Annotated in this window: 18 protein-coding genes; 7 read left to right on the top strand and 11 right to left on the bottom strand. The window is 71.0% G+C overall.

The window, feature by feature from the left end; translation table 11 throughout:
- The first annotated feature begins 47 nt into the window (after positions 1–47).
- From gmd to ACFT7S_RS02090, 5 genes are read left to right on the top strand one after another with little or no spacing between them, the layout of a single operon-like run.
- The gene (gene gmd / locus ACFT7S_RS02070; RefSeq protein ID WP_382725640.1) at positions 48–1,061 is read left to right on the top strand and encodes a GDP-mannose 4,6-dehydratase; all 1,014 of its coding nucleotides are present in this window, start codon (positions 48–50) and stop codon (positions 1,059–1,061) included.
- Positions 1,058–3,847 carry a LamG-like jellyroll fold domain-containing protein gene (locus tag ACFT7S_RS02075; RefSeq protein WP_382725643.1) on the top strand — a complete coding sequence of 930 codons (2,790 nt, stop codon included), beginning with the start codon at positions 1,058–1,060 and terminating at the stop codon, positions 3,845–3,847. Before gmd ends, ACFT7S_RS02075 begins: the two co-directional genes overlap by 4 nt.
- A complete protein-coding gene (locus ACFT7S_RS02080; RefSeq protein WP_382725645.1) occupies positions 3,844–6,099 on the top strand; it encodes a LamG-like jellyroll fold domain-containing protein in 2,256 nt (751 codons plus the stop codon). The genes ACFT7S_RS02075 and ACFT7S_RS02080 overlap by 4 nt, the downstream gene beginning before the upstream one ends.
- Positions 6,099–6,800 (top strand): hypothetical protein, encoded by a 702-nt coding sequence (locus ACFT7S_RS02085; protein WP_382725647.1) that lies wholly within the window; start codon positions 6,099–6,101, stop codon positions 6,798–6,800. Before ACFT7S_RS02080 ends, ACFT7S_RS02085 begins: the two co-directional genes overlap by 1 nt.
- Entirely contained in the window at positions 6,797–7,624 is an 828-nt protein-coding gene (locus tag ACFT7S_RS02090) for a glycosyltransferase family 2 protein (protein WP_382725650.1), read from the top strand. Before ACFT7S_RS02085 ends, ACFT7S_RS02090 begins: the two co-directional genes overlap by 4 nt.
- A gap of 1 nt (position 7,625) precedes the next feature.
- Here the strand turns inward: ACFT7S_RS02090 and ACFT7S_RS02095 are convergent, their stop codons facing one another.
- Entirely contained in the window at positions 7,626–8,786 is a 1,161-nt protein-coding gene (locus ACFT7S_RS02095) for a glycosyltransferase (protein ID WP_382725653.1), read from the bottom strand.
- Positions 8,787–8,895: 109 nt separating this feature from the next.
- Here ACFT7S_RS02095 and ACFT7S_RS02100 point away from each other — a divergent pair, with 109 nt between their 5' ends.
- Positions 8,896–10,359, top strand: coding sequence for a hypothetical protein (locus ACFT7S_RS02100; protein WP_382725656.1), 1,464 nt, complete (start codon positions 8,896–8,898; stop codon positions 10,357–10,359).
- Here the strand turns inward: ACFT7S_RS02100 and ACFT7S_RS02105 are convergent.
- Genes ACFT7S_RS02105 through ACFT7S_RS02115 form a run of 3 tightly spaced genes read right to left on the bottom strand, consistent with a single transcriptional unit; the run spans position 10,328 to position 14,504 of the window.
- Positions 10,328–11,572, bottom strand: coding sequence for a hypothetical protein (locus tag ACFT7S_RS02105; protein WP_382725658.1), 1,245 nt, complete (start codon positions 11,570–11,572; stop codon positions 10,328–10,330). The genes ACFT7S_RS02100 and ACFT7S_RS02105 overlap by 32 nt on opposite strands.
- Positions 11,569–13,245 (bottom strand): lipopolysaccharide biosynthesis protein, encoded by a 1,677-nt coding sequence (locus ACFT7S_RS02110; protein WP_382725660.1) that lies wholly within the window; start codon positions 13,243–13,245, stop codon positions 11,569–11,571. Before ACFT7S_RS02110 ends, ACFT7S_RS02105 begins: the two co-directional genes overlap by 4 nt.
- Positions 13,242–14,504: a glycosyltransferase gene (locus tag ACFT7S_RS02115; RefSeq protein WP_382725662.1), complete on the bottom strand. Its 1,263-nt coding sequence runs from the start codon at positions 14,502–14,504 to the stop codon at positions 13,242–13,244. Before ACFT7S_RS02115 ends, ACFT7S_RS02110 begins: the two co-directional genes overlap by 4 nt.
- Before the next feature lie 153 nt (positions 14,505–14,657).
- On the opposite strand from ACFT7S_RS02115, the gene ACFT7S_RS02120 reads away from it, so the two are divergent.
- Positions 14,658–15,104, top strand: a complete 447-nt coding sequence (locus ACFT7S_RS02120) for an adenylyltransferase/cytidyltransferase family protein (protein ID WP_185297793.1) — start codon at positions 14,658–14,660, stop codon at positions 15,102–15,104.
- Here the strand turns inward: ACFT7S_RS02120 and ACFT7S_RS02125 are convergent.
- The 7 genes from ACFT7S_RS02125 to ACFT7S_RS02155 form a co-directional block, all read right to left on the bottom strand.
- On the bottom strand, positions 15,073–15,807 hold the full coding sequence (locus ACFT7S_RS02125; protein WP_382725665.1) for a CDP-alcohol phosphatidyltransferase family protein: 735 nt from the start codon (positions 15,805–15,807) through the stop codon (positions 15,073–15,075). The genes ACFT7S_RS02120 and ACFT7S_RS02125 overlap by 32 nt on opposite strands.
- Positions 15,808–16,030: 223 nt before the next feature.
- Positions 16,031–16,384, bottom strand: a complete 354-nt coding sequence (mnhG, locus tag ACFT7S_RS02130) for a monovalent cation/H(+) antiporter subunit G (RefSeq protein ID WP_382725668.1) — start codon at positions 16,382–16,384, stop codon at positions 16,031–16,033.
- Complete coding sequence (locus ACFT7S_RS02135; RefSeq protein WP_382725671.1) at positions 16,381–16,722, bottom strand: monovalent cation/H+ antiporter complex subunit F; 342 nt, start codon at positions 16,720–16,722, stop codon at positions 16,381–16,383. The genes mnhG and ACFT7S_RS02135 overlap by 4 nt, the downstream gene beginning before the upstream one ends.
- Entirely contained in the window at positions 16,719–17,348 is a 630-nt protein-coding gene (locus ACFT7S_RS02140; protein ID WP_382725673.1) for a Na+/H+ antiporter subunit E, read from the bottom strand. The genes ACFT7S_RS02135 and ACFT7S_RS02140 overlap by 4 nt, the downstream gene beginning before the upstream one ends.
- Positions 17,345–18,994: a Na+/H+ antiporter subunit D gene (locus ACFT7S_RS02145; protein WP_382725675.1), complete on the bottom strand. Its 1,650-nt coding sequence runs from the start codon at positions 18,992–18,994 to the stop codon at positions 17,345–17,347. Before ACFT7S_RS02145 ends, ACFT7S_RS02140 begins: the two co-directional genes overlap by 4 nt.
- A complete protein-coding gene (locus tag ACFT7S_RS02150) occupies positions 18,991–19,602 on the bottom strand; it encodes a Na(+)/H(+) antiporter subunit C (RefSeq protein WP_382725678.1) in 612 nt (203 codons plus the stop codon). Before ACFT7S_RS02150 ends, ACFT7S_RS02145 begins: the two co-directional genes overlap by 4 nt.
- Entirely contained in the window at positions 19,599–22,499 is a 2,901-nt protein-coding gene (locus tag ACFT7S_RS02155; RefSeq protein ID WP_382725681.1) for a Na+/H+ antiporter subunit A, read from the bottom strand. Before ACFT7S_RS02155 ends, ACFT7S_RS02150 begins: the two co-directional genes overlap by 4 nt.
- Between the last annotated feature and the right edge of the window lie 47 nt (positions 22,500–22,546).

Raw genomic sequence — 22,546 nt, forward strand, 5'->3', positions numbered from 1 at the left:
TGAAATTTCGGTGAGACCGCCTCTCGGGCGGACAGAAGGGGGGAACCATGGCGAAGACCGCGCTCATCACCGGCGTGACCGGCCAGGACGGTTCGTATCTGGCGGAGCTGCTGCTCGAGAAGGGGTACACGGTCCATGGCCTGATCCGCCGCTCGTCGAGCTTCAACACCGAGCGGATCGACCACATCTACCAGGGCCCGGAGGAAGCCGGCCGCTCCTTCGTGCTCCATCACGCCGATCTCGCGGACGGCGTCGCGCTGGTGAACCTGCTGCGCGACATACAGCCCGACGAGGTCTACAACCTGGGGGCGCAGTCGCACGTCAGGGTCTCCTTCGACGCACCGCTGTACACCGGTGACGTCACGGGGCTCGGTGCCATCCGGCTCCTGGAGGCCGTGCGCGCCAGTGGCATCGACGCCCGGGTCTACCAGGCGTCCTCGTCCGAGATGTTCGGCGCCAACCCGCCGCCGCAGAACGAGCGGACGCCGTTCCACCCGCGCAGCCCGTACAGCGTCGCCAAGGTCTACGCGTACTGGGCGACGGTCAACTACCGTGAGGCGTACGGGATGTTCGCGGTCAACGGCATTCTGTTCAACCATGAGTCCCCGCGCCGGGGCGAGACCTTCGTGACCCGGAAGATCACCCGTGGGGTGGCCCGGATCAGGGCCGGGCTCCAGGACCGTCTGCACCTCGGCAATCTCGATGCCGTACGGGACTGGGGGTACGCCCCCGAGTACGTGGACGCGATGTGGCGGATGCTCCAGTGCGACAGCCCGGACGACTACGTGGTCGCCACCGGTGAGGGCGTCAGCGTCCGGCAGTTCCTGGAGTTCGCCTTCGAGCACGCCGGGCTCGACTGGCGTGAGCATGTGCGCTACGACCCGAAGTACGAGCGTCCCAGTGAGGTCGACGCGCTGATCGGGGACGCGTCCAAGGCCGAGGAGCTGCTCGGCTGGAAGCCTTCGGTGAAGTCGCAGGAGCTGGCCAGGATCATGGTCGACGCGGACATCCGCCGGCTGGACGACCAGCTCAGCGGAGCAGCCGCCCGGGCGCACCGATGAGAGGGCCGGGACGCCTCGGACGCAACCGCTGCGGTGCGCTCGCCGCGGTGCTCGCCCTCGCCTCCGGTGTGCTGTCCGCGGCCGGGGCCGTCGCGCCCCCGGCCGCCGCACTGACACCGCCGGTCGGCTTCACCGCCGACCACCTCTCCACCTATCAGACCAACGGCATCGTCTGGGCGCTGGCCGAGGCGAACGGGGTCGTCTACGTGGGCGGCACGTTCTCCAATGTCCGGCCGGCCGGCGCCCCCGCAGGGAGCAGCACGACGCCCGCCGTGAACTTCGCGGCCCTCAACGCGGCCACCGGTGCGCCGACCGGCTGCTCGCTCTCGTTCACCCGCAGCAGCGGCACGGCGACCGTGCGCGCGCTCGCGGTCTCGCCCGACAAGTCCACCCTGTACGCGGGCGGTTACTTCAACGCGGTCAACGGCGCGAGCGCCAACGGCCTGGTCGCCATCGACACCGCGACCTGCCGGACCCGCCCCGCCTTCTCGCCCGACTTCAGCGCGACCGTGCGGGCACTCGACGTCGCCCCGAACGGCACGGTGTACGCGGGCGGCGACTTCCAGTCCGTCAACGGCCAGACCCGGCGTTTCTTCGGCGCGGTCACCGCCGCCGGGGCCCTCACCGGATGGAACCCCGACGCGGACGCCCCGGGCCGGGCACTGAAGGCCACCCCGGACGGGCAGAGTGCGCTGATCGGCGGGGACTTCTTCACCGTCGGCGGCGCCGACTCGCACGCGCTCGCGGTGACCAGCGCCTCGACCGGCGCACTGACCCGCGCCTACAGCGGCGGCTTCATCCCGTCGACCGCCGTCATCAAGGACATCGTCACCGACTCGGCGTCCGAGGGCTGGTACGCGGCGGGCGAGGGCCGGGGCGGTGCGTCCTTCGACGGGCGCCTCGCCATGGAGCTCGACTCCTTCGACCAGCGCTGGCGGGACACCTGCCAGGGGGCGACCCAGGCGCTGCGGGTCTACAAGGGCGTGCTGTACGCGGGCAGTCACGTCCATGACTGCTCGACCATGGGCGGCTTCCCCAACCAGGTCCGCAAGCACCTCACCGCCCAGTCCGTCGACGATCCGGCGCTGCTGGGCTGGCTCCCTGACACCAACGACGGAATCGGCGAGCCGGTCGGCCCCCGGGCCCTGACCGTCTCGTCCCGCGACGGCCGCGACTTCCTCTGGGTGGGCGGCGAGTTCACCACCGTCAACGGGGTCGCCCAGCAGGCCCTGACGCGGTTCGCCAACAGTCCCGACACGGGCGCGCCCGGCGCGCCCGCGGTCAGTGTGTCCGCACCGAGGGCCGGCCAGGTCAAGGTCAGCTGGCGTTCCAGCCACGACCTGGACGACAGCCTGCTCACCTACCGGGTCTACCGCAACGGCGGCTCCACGCCCGTCCACACCACGACCGGCTCCTCGCTCTTCTACAGCCGGCCGCAGCTGACGTTCACCGATACGAACGTGGTGGCCGGACAGACGTACAGCTACCGGATCACGGCGAGCGACGGCACCAACACCAGCGGTCTGTCCGCCACCGCCTCCGTCACCGCCGCCTCCTCCGCGTCCCCGTACCAGGAGCGGGCGCTCGCGGACGGTGCCGGGCTGTACTGGCGTTACGACGAGGCGGGTGGGGCGTTCGCGGCGGACGCGTCGTCGGCCGACAACGGCGGGGTGTACGGGAACACACCCACGTACCGCTCCACCCCCTCGGCCGTGGCCGGTTCCGCCGCGCTCTCGCTCAACGGGAGCGACGAGTACGTCTACAGCGACCGGATGCACCGCTACACCTCGCCCACGCCCTACTCCATCGAGACGTGGTTCCGCACCACCTCGACGAGCGGCGGTCAGCTCGTCGGGTACGGCAACCGCGTCGGAACCGCCCAAGGCCACGCCAGCAGCATCTCCGACAAGCTCGTCTATCTGACGAACAACGGACGCCTCGCCTTCGGCGTCCAGATCGGGAGCAGCGCCACCCGGCCCACCATCACCACGGGCGCTTCCTACAGCGACGGCGACTGGCACCACGTCGTCGCCACCCAGGGCCCCGCCGGCATGGTGCTGTACGTGGACGGGGTGGCCGTCGGCACCAACCCGGCGACCGGGAACCGCTCGTACAACGGCTACTGGCGGGTCGGCGGCGACGCCATGAGCAACGCCTGGCCGAACCGGCCCACGAGCACCTACCTCGCCGGTCAGGTCGACGAGACCGCCGTCTACTCGACGGCACTGACCGCCGCCCAGGTGGCCGCCCACCACAATCTGGCGGACAGCACTCCCCCGCCCACCGGCTCCACGGTCACCCTCACGCCGAACGAGGACGCGTACGTCAACGGCGTGGCGGCGAACACCACGTACAACGACACCCAGCTCGCCTCGCGCGGCAGTACGCCGTATCTGGGCTATCTGCGCTACACCCTGCCCGCGGCCCCGCCCGGGCAGGTGCTCAGGAGCGCCCGCATCGACTTCCGCACCTCGTCGGACGCGACGGCGGGCTCCACCGACAGCCACACCCTGGTACCGGTCACCGGCGCCTGGACCGAGTCGGCGGTCACCTACAACACCCGGCCGGCGCTCTCCGCGTCCGTGCTGGGGACCATCACGGACGCGGCCTCGGTCTCCACCGACTACTCGGTGGACCTGAACGCGTCCGCACTGGGCGGAGCGCTGGGCTCCGTCTACTCACTCGCCCTGACCAGCAGCGGGACGGACAGTCTGCGCATCTGGTCGAGCGAGGCATCATCCGCGGCCTACCGGCCGCAGCTCGTTCTCACCTTCGGAGCTGAATGATGAACGGACGTACGGGGCAGAGATCCGGGGGGCCACGTGGCCGGGTGCGAGCCGCATCCGCCACGCTGTGCCTGCTGGCCGGAGCCCTGACCGCCACAGTGGCGGGAGCCGCAACGGCTGCCGCGCTAACACCGCCGGTGTCGATCACCGCGGACGATCTCACGACCTGGCAGACCAACGGAATCGTCTGGTCGATGGCCGCGACCGACGGGGTCGTGTACGCGGGAGGTACCTTCTCCACCGTCCGGCCGCCGGACGCCGCACCCGGCACGGGCGAGCAGCCCGCGGTGAACTTCGCCGCGTTCGACGCGGGAACCGGGGCACCGACGGGGTGCACCCTGTCGTTCACGCTCGCCTCGGGAACGGCCACAGTGCGGGCGCTGGCCCTCTCCCCGGACGGCAACACCCTCTACGCGGGCGGTCAGTTCGGCGCGGTCAACGATGTCGGGGTCAGCAATATCGCGGCGATCGACACGGCGACCTGCACCCCGCGCCAGGACTTCAAGATCAGCGTCTCGGCGACGGTACGGGCCCTGGCCGTCACCTCCGGCACCGTCTATCTGGGCGGTGACTTCAACAGCGTCGGCGGGCAGACCCGGAACAAGTTCGCGGCGGTCACCACGGGCGCCGACCTGCTGCCGTGGACGGCGAACGCGGACGAGGTGGCCCGGGCCGTCGAGGTGACACCCGACGGGCAGCACGTCCTGCTCGGCGGCGACTTCTTCACCGTCAACGGCACCACCTCGCACGCACTGGCCGTGGTCGACGCCACCACGGGGGCGCTCACCAAGAGCTACCCCGGCTTCATCCCGAACACGTCCACCGTGCAGGACCTGACCACGGACGCGACCGGCTTCTACACCGCCAACGAGGGCACCGGAGGCGGTGTCTTCGACGGTCGGATCGCCGTCGATCTGGACGACTTCCAGCAGCGCTGGCGCGACACCTGCCTGGGTGCCACCCAGTCGGTACTGGTCCACTCCGGCGTGCTGTACAGCGGCAGCCACGCCCATGACTGCTCCAGCATGGGCGCGTTCCCCGACCAGCCGCGCAAGCATCTGCTGGCCCAGTCCGTCAACGATCCCAAGCTGCTGCCCTGGTTCCCGGACACCAACGACGGCATCGGCGAGCCGGTCGGGCCCCGGGTGATGTCCCAGACGGACAGCGGAGGCCGCCACTACCTGTGGGTCGGCGGTGAGTTCACCACGGTCAACGGCGTTGCCCAGCAGAGCCTGACCCGGTTCGCCGACGGTCCGGACACCGGCGCCCCCTGGGTGCCCAACGTCAGCCTGTCGACGGTCAAGGCGGGGCAGATCGACGTCAACTGGCAGACCAGCTTCGACACCGACGACGGCGAACTGACCTACCGCGTCTACAAGGACGGGGCGACCACCCCCGTACACACCACGACGGGTTACTCCCTCTTCTGGGACCGGCCGCAGCTGAAGTGGACGGACACCGACGTGGCCCCGGGCGAGACCCACTCGTACCGGATCACCGCGAGCGACGGCATCAACACCAGCGCCAAGTCCCCCGCCCAGTCTGCGACCGTGGCGGCCACGGCCGAGGCGTATCCGGCGCGGGTCCTCAGCGACGGGGCGTCGCTGTACTGGCGCTACGACGAGGGGGCCTCGACCTTCGCCGCGGACATCGGCGCCGGTCTGGACAACGGCTTCCTGCGCAACGGACCCGCCTACCGGCAGACCCCGGCCGCCGTCGCGGGCGATTCGACCGCGATCGGTTTCGACGGGACCGCCGACTACGCCTACAGCAACAGGCTGCGGCCGGCGCCCGCCCGGTTCTCGGTGGAGACCTGGATCAAGACCACCACCACCCGGGGAGGGAAGATCATCGGGTTCGGCAACCGGGTCATGCAGAACAGTTCCTCGTACGACAAGCACGTATACATGCGCAACGACGGGCGGCTGGTGTTCGGCGTCTACAGCGGGGGAACCAGGACGGTCACCTCGCTCGGGGCCTACAACGACGGTGGCTGGCACCATGTCGTCGCCACCCAGGGCACCAGCGGAATGGCGTTGTACGTGGACGGGCAGCTGCGTGCGTCGAACTTCCTGTACACCGGCAACGAGAACTACCCGGGTTACTGGCGGGTCGGCGGGGACAACCTGAGCAGTTGGCCGAACCGTCCCACCAGCAACTTCTTCGCCGGGCAGCTCGACGAGACCGCCGTCTACCCGACCGCGCTGAGCTCTTCCCAGGTCAGCGCGCACTACGCCCTGAGGACGGGCTGATGAAGTATCCGTTCCTGGCCGGCGCCGCCGTCGTCGTACTGGCGGCGGCGCTGGCAGCCTGCGGCTCGTCCGCCGAGGGGAACGGGCCGGAGGCCGCGGGTGCCACAGAATCCGCGGCCTCCGGGCCCCCCGTCGCCGGACCGTCTACCGGAGCCCCGGAAGAACCCGGTCCCGACGCCTCCGCGAGCGCGACGAGCGAACCGCCCAAGGTGCCCGCGGACCGGATCACCCCGGCCACCGGGTCGTTCACGAAGAAACAGAAGGAGTTCCTGGTAGACCGGGTGCCCGAGGGCATGGACCCGGCCGCGGTGCTCCAGACCGGGCAGGAGACCTGCGACAAGCTCCGCTACCTCGTCAAGGTCGACCGGGACACGGCCGTCGGCTCGATCGTGACCGGCGAGATCCCCGACGCGAAGCCCGCCGTCTCCCATCTGTGCACCCAGCACCAGGAGTTGGTGGACGAAGCCGCCCTCGGTTACGCCGACGGCACCCACACGGGCAAGAAGCTCCGGGCGGGCAGCTACCGCTCGGCCGCCCCCACCAAGGACTGCACCTGGAGAATCGAGGACGGGGCGGGCAAGGCCCTGGACTCGGGCTCGTCCGACACCGGGAAGCCGACACGGATCACCATTCCCCGCACGGCGCGCACCTTTACCTCTACAGGCTGCTACGCCTGGCTGCCCGAAGGAGACGACGGATGAGCAAGCTGCCGATCGCGGTCGCGATCCCCACGAAGAACGAGGGTCTCAACATCGCCGAGGCGGTGAAATCGGTACTCGGCCACTTCGAGGCGGTCGTCGTGGTGGACTCCGACAGCACGGACGACACGGCGAAAATCGCCCAGGAGTGCGGGGCCGAGGTGGTCACGTACACCTGGGACGGCGGCCATCCCCGTAAGAAGCAATGGTGCCTGGACCATGTCCGTACCGACCTGGACTGGATTCTGCTGCTCGACGGCGACGAACGGCTCAGTCCCGGGCTGCTCGCCGAACTGCGGGAGATCTTCGCCGACCCGGCCGCCGAGAAGCCGGCGGCGTACGACATACCGCTGGGCTACTGGTTCTCCGGGAAGCGGCTGCGGCACGGCTACACCATCCGCAAGCGGTCCCTGACGGACCGGACCCGCTGCCAGTATCCGGAGGTCGGCGACCTCGACGCCCCCGGGATCGGCGAGGTGGAGGGCCACTACCAGCCGGTCGCGCCCACGAGCGGTTCGCTGGCCAACCCGATCGAGCACCAGGACCTCGATCCCGTCACCGCCTGGTTCGAGCGGCACAACCGCTACTCGGACTGGGAGGCGTGGCTCGAACACCACCCGGACGTCAAGGAGCAGGTGCGGAAGGTGAAGTCCCGCCAGGGGCAGCTCTTCCACAAGGCACCGTTCAAGCCTCTGGTGTCCTTCGCGTACATGTATCTCTACCGGCGGGGCTTCCTCGACGGGCGGGCGGGGCTCGACTTCGCTCTGGCGATGAGCTTCTACCGGTGGCAGATCGCGCTGAAGTCCCGTGAGGGAAAGACGGGTTGAGTCACCGGCGACTCCGGCGGACCACGTCCTCGTAGGTCCGCCGGAGGGTTCCGGTCACGGCCTCGATGGTGAAGTGGTCGTTGACCAGACCCCAAGCGGCCTTGCCCGCTTGCTCGTTGGCCTCGGGCTCCAGCAGTTCGAGGACTGCCTGCGCGACCTTCTCCGCGTTGGCGGCGTCCTCGCCGGGGCGGCTGTCGACGACCCGGCCCGCGCCCGCCTCGGCCACATCGGGCCCGAGCCCGCAGGTGCGGGTGATGACGACGGGGGTGCCGACGGACATCGCTTCGAGGACGGAGACGCCCAACGGCTCTTCGATCGACGGGAGTACGTACACATCGGCCTCCCGTCCGGCGGCGAGCACCTCCTCGTGACCGAGGGGTCCCACATGGTCGAGCGAGTCCGTCACACCCAGCCTGCGGGCGAGTGCGAGGGTGCCGGGCAGCGCACCGGTGTCCGGGCCCGCCAGGACGAAGCGCGCGTCGGGGTGCTTCGCCAGGACCGTCGGCATCGCGGCGACGAAGTCCTCCGGGCGCTTGCGCTCCTGGATACGGGCGAGGAAGAGCACCGTCGGGGGCCTGCCGGGGTCCCGGGCGGGCTTGCGCTCCTGCGGCCGGACTCCGTTGACCAGCCGTACGGTGCGGGTGAGCGGGACGGGGGCCGCGACGGCATTCACATCGAGGCGTTCCATCTCCGTCAGATACAGGACGGCGTCGGCGCCGCGCAGCACCTTGCGGACACCGAGCAGGTCGGTGAGCTGGGCGACGCGCTTCTCCGTCGGGTCCACCATGCCGTGCGTCTGGACGACCAGCGGCGCGCGGGTGGCCAGGGCCAGCAGGGCGGCGGGCAGCGTCACGAGGTCGCGCATCAGATGGACGTGTACGAGGTCGGCGCCCCGCATCATGCGGCGCGCGGCGAGCAGAAGCGCACCGGAGGTGATGCCGCTGACCTCGAACATGGGGAGCACATGGCGGGCCTGGAACAGATGGACCGGAACACCCTCGACGGTGTCCGGGAGTTCACCGTCGAAGCCGTCGCCCAGGGCCATGATCCGGGCGTCGTCGCCGTGGGCGCGCTGCACCTTGGACAGATTGAGCGCGACTCTCGTCGGACCACCGAACGCATGGTCCGGGGTGTGCAGCGTCACGACGTGCAGGATCTTCACCAGGGTTCCCCTCAACCTCGGCCGACTGTTTACAGACTAGTCATGGCATCCCCCCAAGTGCGTTGATTCGTTAGAGTGTTCACAAGTCGGTCCACGGAGCGGGGAGCGCATGACGTCCGTGCAGGTCGAGTCCGTCGCGAAGCCCATGTCGTGGGCGATGCTCTCGCGGGCGCTCGCGGTTCCGATGATTCTCGGCCTGGTCTGCTTCCTTCCGGCGGTGATCGTCGCGCAGCCGGGTACCGGCGTCCGCGACAACGCGTTCTGGATGCAGCTCGTCCTCACCTGCTACGCGGGGGCGCGGCTCGCCACGATGATCCTGTCCACCGGGCGGCGGCTGCTCCAGGGCGTCTTCTGGATGTTCGTCTACATCGCCATGGGTGTGGCACCGCTCGCCCAGGCGGTCATCGGACAGACGCCGACCCCGATGGTCGGCCCGCGTTCCGACCTGGTGTCGGCCATCGCGCTGATCCTGCTGGGCTGTGCCGCCTTCGACCTCGGGGCGCTCCTGGCCTCGCGGCGACCGCTGCGCCGGCGCCCGGGGACGCAGGGCAGGGTCGGCCCGACGGCGCACCAGGGCCGGCTCACGCTGCTGGTCGTGATCGCGTTCGTGGCCGGCGGGTACTACATCCTGAAGCTCGGCGGCCCTGCGATCTTCTTCAGCAGCCGGCAGGAGATCAGTGCCTCGGTGGCGGAGAGCGGAGTCGTGTCCGCCGAATCCAATGTCGGGTCGGCGTTCCTCAAGGGCTTCGGCACCGTACCGGCGCTCATCGCGCTGCTCTTCTACACCCGACGTCTGGCGACCTCGCGCAGGGCCCGGCGCTCGCCGTCCACGGTCCTGGTGTGGGTGGCACTGGCGGCGCTGAACCTGATCGTGAACAACCCGGTCTCCAATGCCCGTTACTGGTTTCTGACCGTGCTGGTCTCGCTGCTGTTCACCGCGTTCCCCAGCAGCGCGGCGATCTACCGCTCGGTCCTCGCCATGGGGGTCGTGGGGGCATTGGTGCTGTTCCCGTACGCGGACCGGTTCCGGTACAACGACGAGGGCTACAAGCCCGTGCAGTCGGCGTCCGTCTTCGAACCACTGGCCACCAAGGACTACGACCAGACGGTGATGTTCGCCAACACCATCTCCTGGGTCGACACCCGCGGGCACACGTACGGCCGTCAACTGGCGGGCTCCGGGCTCTTCTTCGTGCCGCGCGCGGTGTGGAGCGGCAAGCCGGAGGACACGGGTGTCCGGGTCGGTCAGTGGATGGGGATGAAGATGACCAACCTCTCGGCGCCCCTGTGGACCGAGCTCTGGGTCGACTTCGGTGCCGCCGGGATGGCTGGTGGTCTCGCCCTGATCGGCTACGGGGCCGCCCGTACGGACCGCAGATACGCGGTCGCGGTGACCAGGGCCGGGCCTGGCCCCGGCAGTGTGCTGGCGATCGCGGCGCCGCTCATCGCCGGATACACCTTCATCCTGCTGCGCGGTCCGCTGTTGCAGTCCGCCGGGAAGTTCGCCATCGCCGCGCTGTGCCTGCTGCTCGTGACCAGTTTCAGGAACCGGAACGGACAGCGCTCGCGCTGACGCTCTCCCGATCCGCCGTATCCCCGCCGTGCAGCCGCACCACGCGGGTCCAGGTGGCGACCGCCTTGCAGACGGAGCCCAGGCACAGGCCCCAGGCGGCTCCGGTGACACCGCCGAGTGCGTAGCCGCCGGCCAGGAAGGCCACGGCGGCCAGCGAGAACACCACCTGGATGGACAGGGTGGTGCGGGGATCGAGCATCCGCAGGGCGAGCAGACCGCAGGTGCCGACGGCCATCGCCGCGTACTGGCTGCCCGTCGCGGGCAGCAGGGCGGCGGCCGTGGGCCAGGTGTCGCCGAGCAGCTCGCGTCCCGCCGCGTCGGGCAGCAGCGCGAGCACGGTCGCCCACAGGGCGGCGGTCGCCGCCAGGACGGCGGCCAGTCCCGCCGTGGCCCGCACCTGCCGCCGCCGCGAACCGAGGCGGCCGAGCAGCGGGGGGCCGAAGCTGGTGGCCGAGGTGTAGAGCACGTTCAGCGGTCCGAAGAGCGTGGTCGCCCCGCGGAGCGCGCCCACCACCAGGGGGTTGCCGACGGCGCCGAGGCCGAGCACCGAGAGCTGGCTCGTCGCGTTGCCCACGCCGAACTCCACGACGAACCGCCGCCCGAGGTGCCCCTGCCGGAACAGGGCGCGCACCTGCAGGGGCGTCCCCGCGGTCCGCCGGTGCAGCAGCACGGCGGAGAGCAGCAGGGCAGGGAGCGCGGAGAGCCCCCAGACGGTGACGAGGCGCGCCGCCCCGGCCCCGTACGGCTGCACGGCCAGGGACCCCAGCACACAGACCAGTCGCAGTACGTCACAGGTGAGTGCGAGGTGCGGCAGGCGCAGGGTGGAGAAGGCGTAGCGCATGGCGTCCTGGCCGAGGACGGCCGGCAGGACGAGCCCGAGCATCATCAGGGCGCGTGCGGTGTCCCCGGGGACGAGCAGACAGACGGCGGCGAGCAGCGCCCCGAGCGCCGTGGCGGCGAGCAGGGTGAAGGCGACGGCCGACCGGCAGGCGCCTCGCGTGTCGTCGTTCTCGGCACGCCGCAGCACGAGCGGCTGCCCGGTGTAGGCGCCGGATGCTCCCAGCAGGACCGTGAAGACGAGGTAGACGGCGGAGAAGCGCGCGAAGTCGGCGACGGTGGAGAGCCGGGCCGCCGCCACCAGCACCAGGATGTTGGTGAGGGCCGTTACACCCTGGTCCGCGACCGAGCAGACGATCGCGGTATGTGCCTTCACGGGCGGCCCGCGGGGGTGTTGAAGGCGCGCAGGCCGAGCGTCTCGGCGGGGTCGCCGGTGGTCTCCGGGTCGTCGGGGCCTTCCGTCCGGGCGGCCGGGCCGCTGCGCCGCCTCGGGGACTTCTTGCGCTCCTTGGAGCCGATGCGCCCACGGCTCGGGTGGAGGAGGACGCCGAGCACCGAGCCGCCGGACGCGCTGATGATCTCGCGAATCCGCTCCAGGTCGCTGCGGTGCACCTCGCGCGGGTCGCAGACGATCATGACGCCCGCCACCCGGTCGACGAGGGCGACGGCGTCTGCGTAGGCCAGGACGGGCGGGGCCAGCACGATGACCACGGTGCCGGGGCGGTCGCCCTCGGCGACGATGCGGCCGACGGGGGCGGAGGTCAGCGCACGCGGCACGTTGTCGACGCGCCTGCCCGCGACGAGGGTGAAGGCGCCGGAGCCCGGCACGTCCACGTTGGAGCGGCTGCCCGAGGGCCAGGTGCCGTCGTCGTCGGCTGCCCAGCGGGGCGGCCGTGCCTCGTGCGCCGCCGAACCCAGCTCACGGGCCAGCGAGGGCGTACGCAGATCGGCCTCGACCAGGAGGACGTCGCGGCCCATCTCGGCGAAGGCGGCGGCCAGGTTCGCGGCGGCACCGGCCGCGGCGGCGTTGTCCCCGCGCGGCGCCGTGACCAGCAGGCGGCGGCTCTCCGCGAACGAGGGGTCGTAGGCGAGGCGGAAGGCCACGGCCCGGTACTCCTCGGCGAGTCTGCTGCCGCTGCGCCCGATGGCGAGCAGGCTGTCCGAGGCTCCACGCTCCCGGGGCAGTGTGCCGAGCAGCGGGGCACCGAGGGAGCGGACGAGCTCGCGGGTGGACCGGACGGCGGGGTCGAAGACGAGGCGCACCCAGGACAGGAGCAGCCCCAGGGCGAGGCCCACCACGCCGCCTAGGCCCAGCAGCATGGGCAGGCCCGCGCCGGTGGGCTGTTCCGGGGCGACGGGCTTCTGGTTGAGGTAGCCGGGTGTCGCGTCCAGGGCCCGCAACTCGCTTATCTTCCGGCTGAGTTCGGAGATGGAGACGATGAGGTTGGCGCGGGCGCTGCTCACGTCGTCGGCTTCGCTCGCGCCGACCTGCTCCTCCAGCAGGTCGCGCTTCTCCTCCAGCGGCTTCAGCTGGGCACGGTAGCCCTCCGCCATGTTCTCGATGCTGTCCTCGGTGCGCTGTCTGCGGTGTTCGAGGTAGGCGTCGGCGAGGGCTTCGGCGCGCGATCGGGCCTGCTCGGGGGTGTCGCCCGTGTAGGAGAAGCGCAGGGACAGCGTATTGGGCGGGTTGGTGACCTGGAGGCCGGCCAGCAGGTCCCCGGCGTCTACCGGGTCGGCGTCCTTGGCCAGGGCGCGGGCGGCCAGTTCGCCCACGGTGTCGCTGACGGCGGTCTGCCGTTCGGAGCCGATGTTGATGCCCTTGTCCGCCGAGGCGCCGGTGGCGAACGGGTCGGCGGTGGCGGAGCGGACGAGCACCACGCCGGTGGCGGTGTACGTCTCCGCACCGCTGAGCGCGAGATAGCCGCCGCCCACGAGCCCGACGACGACGCCGACGGCGAGGAGCGTGCGGTAGCGCAGGAGCTGGCGGAACTGGTCCCTCAGCAGCGCCGGTTCGTCCTGTTCCTCCAGGGCACGGATCGGATGCGTCATCGCTGTGGTCTCCCTTGAGCGTTCCCGAGGACCTCGGTGAGCAGGGCGTCGAAGCGGGCGAGTCCCGCCGCGCGGCCCAGGTGGTGTGCGACGTACTGCGGGCCCTGGGCGCCCAGTGCTTCCGCCGCGGTGGCGTCCTCGGTGAGCTTGCGTACGGCCGCGAGGAGTGCGGCGGGGTCCTCGGGGGCGACCAGGACTCCCGCGCCCGAGCGGCGTACCTCGTCGGCGGTGCCGCCCTCGTCGGCGACGGAGGCGACGACGGGCCGTCCGGAGACGAAGTAGGAGGTGAGCTTGGAGGGCACGCTCATATCGAGCACGGAGGCCCGCTGGGTCACGGCGAGGACATCGGCGGCAGCGAGGATGTCCGTGAAGTCCTCCGGACCGGCGGACGGCAGGAAGTCGATGTTGGGCAGGGAGCCGGCGAGGGCGCGGAGCGTCTCGCGCTGATTCCCGTCCCCCATCAGGACGACCCGGACGTCCGGAGCGAGCCGGGCCGTGTCGACGAGGACGTCGAGTCCCTGTTTGAGGCCCATGTTCCCGGAGTGCAGCAGTACCGGGGTTCCCTCGGGCCAGCCGAGCCGGGCACGGGTGGCGGACCGGTCGGCGGAAGGGGGCTCCACATGCGTCCAGTTGGGCACGATACGGATGCGGTCCGGGTCGACGCCGAGCGCGGTGACGCCGGGGACGAAGGTCTCGTGGATGACGCCGACGAGAGCCGCGTCGCGCAGGGCGTACCGCTCGGCCGCCGCGGCGAGGGCCGCCGCCCTGCCGCCGCCCCGGATGCCGCTCTGCGCCGCGGCGGCGCCCATCAGGTCCTGGACGACGGGTATGTACGGGACGCCGTGGCGGCGGGCGATACGGGCGCCGATGACGCCGCCCGCGAGGCTCGGCATCTGGGCGATCACGGCATCGGGGCGGCCCGGTGGCGGTGCGAGGAGCCCGTGCGCCAGCACCGTGGCCTCGAACGCGCCTCTGCGCAGGGCCGTTTGCCGGGGCGGCACATAGTGTCTGCGACGGTGGACGACGACTCCGGCGCGGGTCTCGCGGGCCCGCCAGACTCCCCGGTAGCGCGCGTCGAGCCGCCAGGATGGGTAGTGCGGCATGCCGGTGAGCACCTGGACCCCGGCTCCGGACGCGGCCCAGTGCTCGGCGAGCTGGGTGGCGTACGGGCCGATGCCGGTCAGCTCCGGTGCGTAGTTGGTCGAGACCACCAGCAGTCTGCGGTCCTCGAACGTTCGGTGATCTTCGGCAGCGGACATCGGTTCGGTCGCCTTCCCCCCGGAACAGCCACTGCTCCCCCCAAGGAACAGCCCCGGGTCGAGCTTATCCGTTCACGGCTTGCACAAGTGTTCTTCACAGTAAGGTCGTTGGAGATCTACACCGATACCGATATTTCCGGGGGGAGACAGCGGATGGTGCACAGAGTCGGATATGCGCCGGGTGTGTACGACTTGTTCCATGTCGGACACCTGAACATCCTTCGGCACGCGCGCAGTCAGTGCGACTACCTGGTCGCCGGGGTCGTCTCTGACGAGATGGCGGCGCTCGCCAAGGGGCACAAGCCCGTGATACCGCTGCCCGAGCGGCTGGAGATCGTCCGGAGCGTACGTTTCGTGGACGCCGCGTTCGTCGAGACCGTGCCGGACAAGGTCGAGACCTGGCAGCAGGTCCGGTTCGACGTGATCTTCAAGGGCGACGACTGGCGGGGCACGGAGAAGGGGCTCCGGCTGGAGCGCGACTTCGCCGAAGTCGGCGTGGAGGTCGTCTACTTCCCGTACACCGTGCACACCTCCAGCACCCAGTTGCGCCGGGCGCTCGACGTACTGGTCAGTCCGCCCGGAGCGCTCTCAGCTCCCTGAACCACTTGGCGAGGAACGCCATGAGGAACAGGGCGTGCACGGCGGCGAGTGCGGCGTACCCGGCGAGGAAGACCCCGGGCGCACCGGACAGCAGGAACACCAGGCAGAACACCCCGTAGTCCGCGGGGAGGAGCGCCACGGCCCGCACCCGGGAGACCGGGCCCGTGGCCCCGCCCGCCGGGGCCGGGCGGGCCGCGGCCGCCGCCTTGCCGAGCTGCTCGCGGAGCAGCCCCGCGCAGAAGGTGAGCACCGCGACGAACAGGAAGCCGAGCGGCAGCAACAGCCAGCCGTCCGAGGGAAGTTCGGCGTAGCGGTAGAACGAGACCAGCACGGCGGTGTGCACCAGGATCATCTTCGCGCAGTCGACGACATGGTCCAGCCATTCGCCGTCGGGGCCGCCCCTGCCGGTGAGCCGGGCGAGCTGGCCGTCCGCCGAGTCGAAGGCGAAGCCGACCGCCAGCCCTGTGTAGACGGCCGCGCCGAGCGCCCACGAGGGTTCGGCGAGAGCGACGGTAAGGATCGCGGCGAGGGTGAACGCGGCGCTGATCAGGGTGACTTGGTTGGGCGAGAGCCCCACCCGGTAGGCCCCGGCCGCGAGCACCCTTCCTGCCGGCCGGTTCACGTAGCGCGAGTACAGCGACACGCCCTTGGCCGTCTTCTGTGCGCCGCGCAATTCACGCAGCACCGTACCTGTGCTTCCCATACGCCCCCCAGCGTCCAGCGGTGTCCGCATCATGGCACGCGGAGATCCTTCCCGTGGGCCGTGTCCGCCTTTGACCGCCCGCAGCCGCACCGGACGCGCGTGGACGCAGGCCGCCTGTGGGCGGGCGGCGTGATGACGGCGGTCGTGGCGGCGCCGACCGCAGCCGGGCGCAGCGCGGCGCGTGGAGACGGTTACTGACCACGTCCTGCCGCAACCGCCCCCGTCAGCGCTCCTCGGTCAGCTGCTCGTCCAGTTCGTCGAAGATCAGTTGCTCGTGGTCGATCTGGCCGGTGCGGTAGGCGGAACGGGCCACCAGATGGGCGGCGACCGGGCCGGTCATCATCTGGAAGAAGACGACCAGGCCGAGGGTGGCCATATCCATGCCGCTGCGCAGCCGCAGCCCGACCCCGATCAGCACGAGCAGCATGCCGAGGGTCTGCGGCTTCGTCGCGGCATGGCTGCGCGACAGGACGTCGGGCAGCCGCAGCATGCCGATGACGCCGAGCAGAGAGATCGCCGCACCGAGGAGAACGAGCACGGCGCCGACCGTGTCGGCGATCTGGGGCCAGGGGTTCACTCGGCCTCCTCCTTGCTGCCGGTGGGTGCGGAAGGCGGCGGAGTCCCGTGGGACATCGGCCGGTCGCGTACGGCGATGAAGCGGGCGATGCCCACCGAGCCGGTGAAGCCGAGGAACGCCAGCACCATCATGATCGGGAAGTAGTAAGAGTCCCTGGAGAAGGCGGACTTGGCGCCGAGACCTGCAATGATCAGGGCCGCGCACACATCCAGCGCGATGGCCCGGTCGAGCATGGAGGGTCCGCGCCGGATGCAGATCAGAAGCAGCATCCCGGCGACGACGATCATCACCACGGCGGCGGTCAGCAGGACCCGGTCGAAGGTCTCGGGAGCACTCATGCCGTACCCCTCCCCGGGCCGGACCACGGGAGGTCGGGGGGCGGCTGGCCGACGCGGTCGATCTCGTCGCGGGTGCCGAAGGCCCGTACCGTGAGCTCCTCCATGCGCCATACGGAATTCCGTGCCACGTCCAGAGCGGCGGGGCTGTCCGCGTCGAGCACATGCAGGAAGACCGTGGCCGTCGAACGGCGTACCTCGACGATGGATCCGCCAGGCACGTTGGACACGGCGACCGCGGTCGCGGCGAGCATCAGATCGCTGCGGCAGCGCAGGGGGACGCCGATGACGGCGCCCAGGTGGGACCGCCCGTCGAAGATCTGGCGGGTGACCCGCACACCCGAGGTGTACATGTCGTAGAGCAGATACGCGGCGAGGCACAGGATGCCCCAGGGGTGCAGCCGCAGTCCGAGGTCGACCCTCGGCAGCGGGAACGCCAGGCACACGGCCACCGATACGACGAAGCCGGTGATGACGTTGGCCCAGGACAGCGTGGACCACAGCAGCACCCAGATGAGGGTGAGCCAGGCGAGCAGCGGCAGGTCGAGCACGCGCCGCCGCTCACCGAACTCGCAGCTGAGGGGCGGAAGTTCCTTGTTCCGGAAGGAGAAGGTGGCTACCCGCTTCATCGGCCGAGCACCTCCTCGACATAGGGGGACCGTGCGATGAGTTCGGCCGCCGCGCGGTCGGTGTACGAGGTCAGCGGCCCGGCGAGCACGGTGAACGCGAGCCCGAGGGCGACGGCTCCCGTGGTCGCCGCCGTCATCGTGCGCGGCAGCCGGGTCGTGGTGGTGACCGCGTGTCCGTGCAGGGTGGCCGCGACGGCGCGGCCGGCCGGGTGGTAGTCCCGCACCACTTCGTCTCCGGTGCCCGGCATCCGGTCGGGGCCCGCGTCGGCGTCGTCGTCGGATGCGTCGTCGGACTCCAGGACCGTGCCGTCCTCGGCCTGGCCCGGCGGGGCGGCCCGCCAGAACGCCAGGTTCCAGACCTTCGCCATCACGTACAGCGTCAGCAGACTGGTGGCCACCGACCCGGCCACCAGAATCCAGGCCAGGACACTTCCGTCGGCGACACCGGCGCGCATGAGGCCCAGCTTCCCGATGAACCCGGACAGCGGCGGGATACCGGCCAGATTCATCGCGGGTACGAAGAAGAGGACAGCGATCACCGGGGCGACCTTGGCAAGGCCGCCGATCCGGGTGAGTTCGGTGGTTCCGGTACGCCGTTCGATGAGCCCCGCGACAAGGAAGAGCGTCGTCTGCACGGTGATGTGGTGGGCGACGTAGACGATGGCGCCGCCGAAGGCCTCGCGGGTGGCGAGACCGATTCCGAAGACCATGTAGCCGATGTGGCTGATGAGGGTGAAGGAGAGCACCCGCTTCAGGTCGGTCTGGGCGACGGCGCCCAGGATGCCGATGACCATGGAGGCGAGTGCGGCAATCATCAGCAGACCGCCGAGCCGGTTGCCGGGGAAGAGCAGGGTCTCCGTACGCAGCATGCAGTAGACGCCGACCTTGGTGAGGAGTCCGGCGAAGACGGCGGTGACGGGGGCCGGCGCGGTGGGGTAGGAGTCGGGCAGCCAGGCGGCGAGCGGGAACACGGCCGCCTTGACGGCGAAGACGACGAGCAGCGTGGCGTGGATCAATGTCTGTACGCCGAGGGGGAGTTCGCCCAACCGGCCGGCCAGCTGGGCGAAGTTGGCGGTGCCCGTGGCGGCGTACGTCGCGGCGATGGCGATCAGGAACACCATCGAGGAGAACAGCGAGATGATCACGTAGGTGGAGCCTGCGCGGACCCTGGGGCCGGTGCCGCCCAGGGTGAGCAGGACGAAGCTGGCCACGAGCATGATCTCGAAACCGACGTAGAGGTTGACGAGGTCCCCGGCGAGGAAGGTGCAGGAGACCCCGGCGACGAGGATGAGGTAGGCGGGGTGGAAGACGGCGACCGGGGTCTCCCCGTCCCGGTCGGCCATGCCCTGGCCGAGGGAGTAGACCAGCACGCAGAGCGTGACCGCCGAGGAGACGGTGAGCATCAGCCCGGACAGCCGGTCGGCGACCAGGGTGACACCGAGCGGCGGAGCGAAGTCGCCGAGGTGGACGGAGAGCGGGCCGCTTCGGTCCGCGGCGATCATCAGGGCGACCGAGAGAGCGAGTACCGCGCTGAGCACGGTGACGCTGATGAAGCGCTGGAAGCGTTTGAGGCGGGTGCCGAAGGCGAGGCTGACGCCGGTGGCGCAGAGCGGCAGCAGCACCGGCAACGGGACGAGCGTGTTCATCCGGTGGCTCCTCCGTCGGGCTCTTCGGGCGCGTCGCTCTGCTGCTCGGCCGCGTAGTCCTCCGGGTCCGCGCCCAGCACGTCGTGCCAGAGGTCGCCCGAGGCGTCCCGGCCGCGGGCCTGCAGGGCACGGTCGGCGCGCAGCCGCGCGCTCAGACGCCGGTGCTCGTCCCGGTAGCGGGCGCGTTCCCCCCGGGTGGGCTCGGCCCCGGTCCGGAACTCCGCGCGCAGCCGGGCCCGTTGTTCCATCACTTCGATGCGCAGGGCGATGCGCCGGTCCTCCAGGTCGTCGTGGACCTCGTCGGTGCCGGTCAGCTGGTGGCTGCGGTAGGCCATGGCCAGGAGGAACGCGGTGGTGGCGAGGGTGATGACGATGGCGGTGACCGCGATGGCCTGCGGCAGCGGGTCGGTGACCCGGTGCAGGGGTACGCCGTAGAGCAGCGGTTCCCGGCCGGCCGATCCGCCGGCGGTCAGGACGAGCAGATTGATGCCGTTGCCGGCGATCACGGCGCCCAGCAGGATGCGGGTGAGGGGCCGGGTGAGCATCAGGATGCCGCCGACCGCGCAGAGCACCACGGCCGGGGCGAGGAGCGAGAGGCTGACCGTCATCGGCCGGGACCTCCCGCCGGGCTCCCGGCCGCGGCAAGCGCACCCGCGGCCCGTTCGATCTGCCGGTCGATCTTGGCGCCGAGCGCGCGCACGATGTCCAGGACCACTCCCAGGACCAGCAGATAGACACCGAAGTCGAAGAGGACCGTCGAACCGAGGTGGTAGTCGCCGAACACGGGCAGATGCCCCTTGTACGTCCAGGCGAGCAGGACCGTGCCCTTGACGAGACCGAGCAGCGCGACCCCGGTGGAGAGGAACAGTCCGAGGCCGGTGAAGAGTCCGGGCTGGAGCGGCGCCGCCTCGGCCAGTTCGAACCGGCCGCCTGCCAGATAGCGGGTGATGAGGGCGACTCCGGCCACGAGCCCGGCGACGAATCCGCCGCCCGGCATGTTCTCGGCACAGAACAGCAGGTACACCGAGAGGATCAGGATGGGGTGGAAGAGCAGCCGTGCCACCACTTCGAGGACGACGGAGCGGTGTTCCGGCGCGAGCGTCGCACCGGCGGCAAGCCAGCTCCGCTCGGGTGCCGCTTCGTCGCCCTGCGGCAGTCCCGTCAGCCGGGGAGCGGACAGCGACCAGGCGGTGCGGCCCTCCAGATCCCCCTGCGCCATCGATCCCTCGCTGCGGCGGTGCCGGTAGATCAGGCTGGTCACCCCGATCGCCGCGGCGGCGAGCACGGCGGACTCCCCCATCGTGTCCCAGGACCGCAGGTCGACGAGGATGGTGGCCACGACGTCCTTGAGCCCGTGGCGGGCGGTCTCCTCGACCATCGCGGCGCCCGCCGGTTCCGCGGTGCGTGCGGCCGCCGCGACCCACACGACCACGCCGACCGTCGCCGCCGCGGCCAGCGCGAGCGGGATACGGGCGGCGCGCCGCCAGGCACTGGCCGACTCCTCGAAGCGCACCGGCATCCTGCGCAGGACGAGCACGAACACGACCATCGAGACGGTCTCGACGCAGAACTGGGTGAGCGCCAGATCGGGAGCCCCCTGGACGACGAACAGCAACGCGGCCCCGTAGCCGGTCAGTCCCGCCAGGACCACGCCCTTCATCCGGCGGCTGACCGTCAGACAGAACAGCGCTGCCGCGCACGTCAGCACCGCCACGGCGCCCTGGAGCGGGACGTCCCACAGCCGGGGCGCCGCCGCCCCGCGCCAGGGCCGGTCGGTGACGAGCACGGCCAGTTGCCCGGTCAGCGCCACCGCGAGGGTGGTGGCCAGATAGCCGGTGAGCGAGCCGCGCTGGACGAAGCCGGTGACCTGGAGGGCGAGGCGTTCCAGGCCGAGGAGCAGGTGGCCGAAGACGCTGTCGGCGGTGGGCCACGCGATCCGCCGGGAGAGCCGGGTGACGGTGGAGCGCCCGGCGAAGAGCAGAGCGCCGCCCGCCCAGGCGAGCGCCGACAGGAGCAGAGCGGTGCCGAAGCCGTGCCAGAGGGAGAGGTGGTACGGATGCTCAGGCACGGGGAACGTGTCCGCGTACGCGGCGAACAGCCGGTCGGTCCAGCCGACGCCGGGTCCCAGCACGAGTCCGCAGACCGCGAGGAGGGCGGGCGGCGCAAGGAAGGCCGCACCGACCCGGTGCACGGGGGTGTCGGGGACGCCGGGTTTACGGGCGAAGGCGCCCCAGACGAACCGTACGGTGTACGCGGTGGTCAGCGCCGAGCCCACGACCGTGACGGCCAGCGTCCACCGGTCCACGAGGTCGCCCTCCAGCAGCGCCTCGAAGGCCGCCTCCTTGGCTGCGAAGCCCAGGAACGGGGGAAGCGCGGCCATGGAGGCGGCGGCGAGCACGGCGACCGCGCACACCTGGGGCAGCGCCCGGCCGACGCCGGAAAGTCTTCGCAGGTCGCGGGTGCCGGTGGCGTGGTCGACGATGCCGGTCACGAGGAACAGCGGGGCCTTGAACAGGGCGTGGCCCAGGATCATGACGGCGGCGGCGAGTGCCGCGTCGCGGTAGCCCGCCCCGGCGAGGACGGTGAGGAAGCCGAGCTGGCTGACGGTTCCGTAGGCGAGGACGAGCTTCAGGTCGTGGAGGCGCAGTGCGCGCCAGCCGCCGAGCAGCATGGTGGCGGCCCCGAGCACGAGGACGATGGGCCGCCAGACCGGGACGTCGGCGAAGCCGGGTGCGAGCCGCGCCACCAGGTAGACGCCGGCCTTGACCATCGCGGCGGCGTGCAGATAGGCGCTGACCGGAGTGGGCGCGGCCATCGCGTTCGGCAGCCACAGGGAGAACGGCCAGATCGCGGACTTGGACAGTGCGCCGCAGAGCACCAGGACCACGGCGACCGAGACGGCGAGCGTCGGCTCGGGCGGAGCGGCCACGATCGCGGAGATCCGGTAGGTGCCCGCCGCCTGACCGATGATCAGGAAGCCGACGAGCATCGAGAGGCCGCCGAATGTGGTCACGGTCAGGGCCTGGAGCGCGGAGCGGCGGTTGTGCTTGTGCTCGCTGCCGTACCCGATCAGCAGGAAGGAGAAGACCGTGGTCAGTTCCCAGAACACATAGAGCGAGATCAGGTCGTCGGCGAGGACGAGTGCGAGCATGGCACCGGCGAAGGCCAGCAGGTTCCCGGCGAATCCGGCCAGGCCCGGGGCGTCGTCGGCGAAGTACGACGCGCAGTAGAGCAGCACCAGCGTGCCGATGCCGGCCGCGAGCAGCACCATCAGTTCGGCGAGCGCGTCCAGGCGCAGGGCCAGCGAGACGTCGTACGCCGGAATCCACTGCCACGACCAGGTGACCGATTCACCGGATGCGGCGCCCTCCCACCGGACGGCCGCCCAGACCGTGGCGGCGGCCGGGGGCAGAGCGAGCACGAGGAAGGCCCGTCTGCCGAGCCGACGCACCAGGGGCCCCGCGCAGGCCGCCAGCACGAAGTGGCAGACGATGAGCGCGGTCATGAAGCGGGGTCCTGAGCGGCTTCCGGAACAAAGGGCACCAAGTACAG

Origin of the sequence: Streptomyces sp. NPDC057136 (assembly GCF_042670885.1) — a bacterium.
In the GTDB taxonomy this organism is placed as follows: Bacteria; Actinomycetota; Actinomycetes; order Streptomycetales; family Streptomycetaceae; genus Streptomyces.

Bases quoted from the DNA above. Each gene is read 5' to 3' on its own strand.
- ACFT7S_RS02120 (WP_185297793.1), top strand. From the start codon at position 14,658: ATGGTGCACAGAGTCGGATATGCGCCGGGTGTGTACGACTTGTTCCAT.
- ACFT7S_RS02150 (WP_382725678.1), bottom strand. From the start codon at position 19,602: ATGACGGTCAGCCTCTCGCTCCTCGCCCCGGCCGTGGTGCTCTGCGCG.
- ACFT7S_RS02145 (WP_382725675.1), bottom strand. From the start codon at position 18,994: ATGAACACGCTCGTCCCGTTGCCGGTGCTGCTGCCGCTCTGCGCCACC.
- ACFT7S_RS02090 (WP_382725650.1), top strand. From the start codon at position 6,797: ATGAGCAAGCTGCCGATCGCGGTCGCGATCCCCACGAAGAACGAGGGT.
- ACFT7S_RS02100 (WP_382725656.1), top strand. From the start codon at position 8,896: ATGACGTCCGTGCAGGTCGAGTCCGTCGCGAAGCCCATGTCGTGGGCG.
- ACFT7S_RS02075 (WP_382725643.1), top strand. From the start codon at position 1,058: ATGAGAGGGCCGGGACGCCTCGGACGCAACCGCTGCGGTGCGCTCGCC.
- ACFT7S_RS02115 (WP_382725662.1), bottom strand. From the start codon at position 14,504: ATGTCCGCTGCCGAAGATCACCGAACGTTCGAGGACCGCAGACTGCTG.
- ACFT7S_RS02155 (WP_382725681.1), bottom strand. From the start codon at position 22,499: ATGACCGCGCTCATCGTCTGCCACTTCGTGCTGGCGGCCTGCGCGGGG.
- ACFT7S_RS02140 (WP_382725673.1), bottom strand. From the start codon at position 17,348: ATGAAGCGGGTAGCCACCTTCTCCTTCCGGAACAAGGAACTTCCGCCC.
- ACFT7S_RS02135 (WP_382725671.1), bottom strand. From the start codon at position 16,722: ATGAGTGCTCCCGAGACCTTCGACCGGGTCCTGCTGACCGCCGCCGTG.
- ACFT7S_RS02085 (WP_382725647.1), top strand. From the start codon at position 6,099: ATGAAGTATCCGTTCCTGGCCGGCGCCGCCGTCGTCGTACTGGCGGCG.
- ACFT7S_RS02125 (WP_382725665.1), bottom strand. From the start codon at position 15,807: ATGGGAAGCACAGGTACGGTGCTGCGTGAATTGCGCGGCGCACAGAAG.
- gmd (WP_382725640.1), top strand. From the start codon at position 48: ATGGCGAAGACCGCGCTCATCACCGGCGTGACCGGCCAGGACGGTTCG.
- ACFT7S_RS02110 (WP_382725660.1), bottom strand. From the start codon at position 13,245: ATGACGCATCCGATCCGTGCCCTGGAGGAACAGGACGAACCGGCGCTG.
- ACFT7S_RS02080 (WP_382725645.1), top strand. From the start codon at position 3,844: ATGATGAACGGACGTACGGGGCAGAGATCCGGGGGGCCACGTGGCCGG.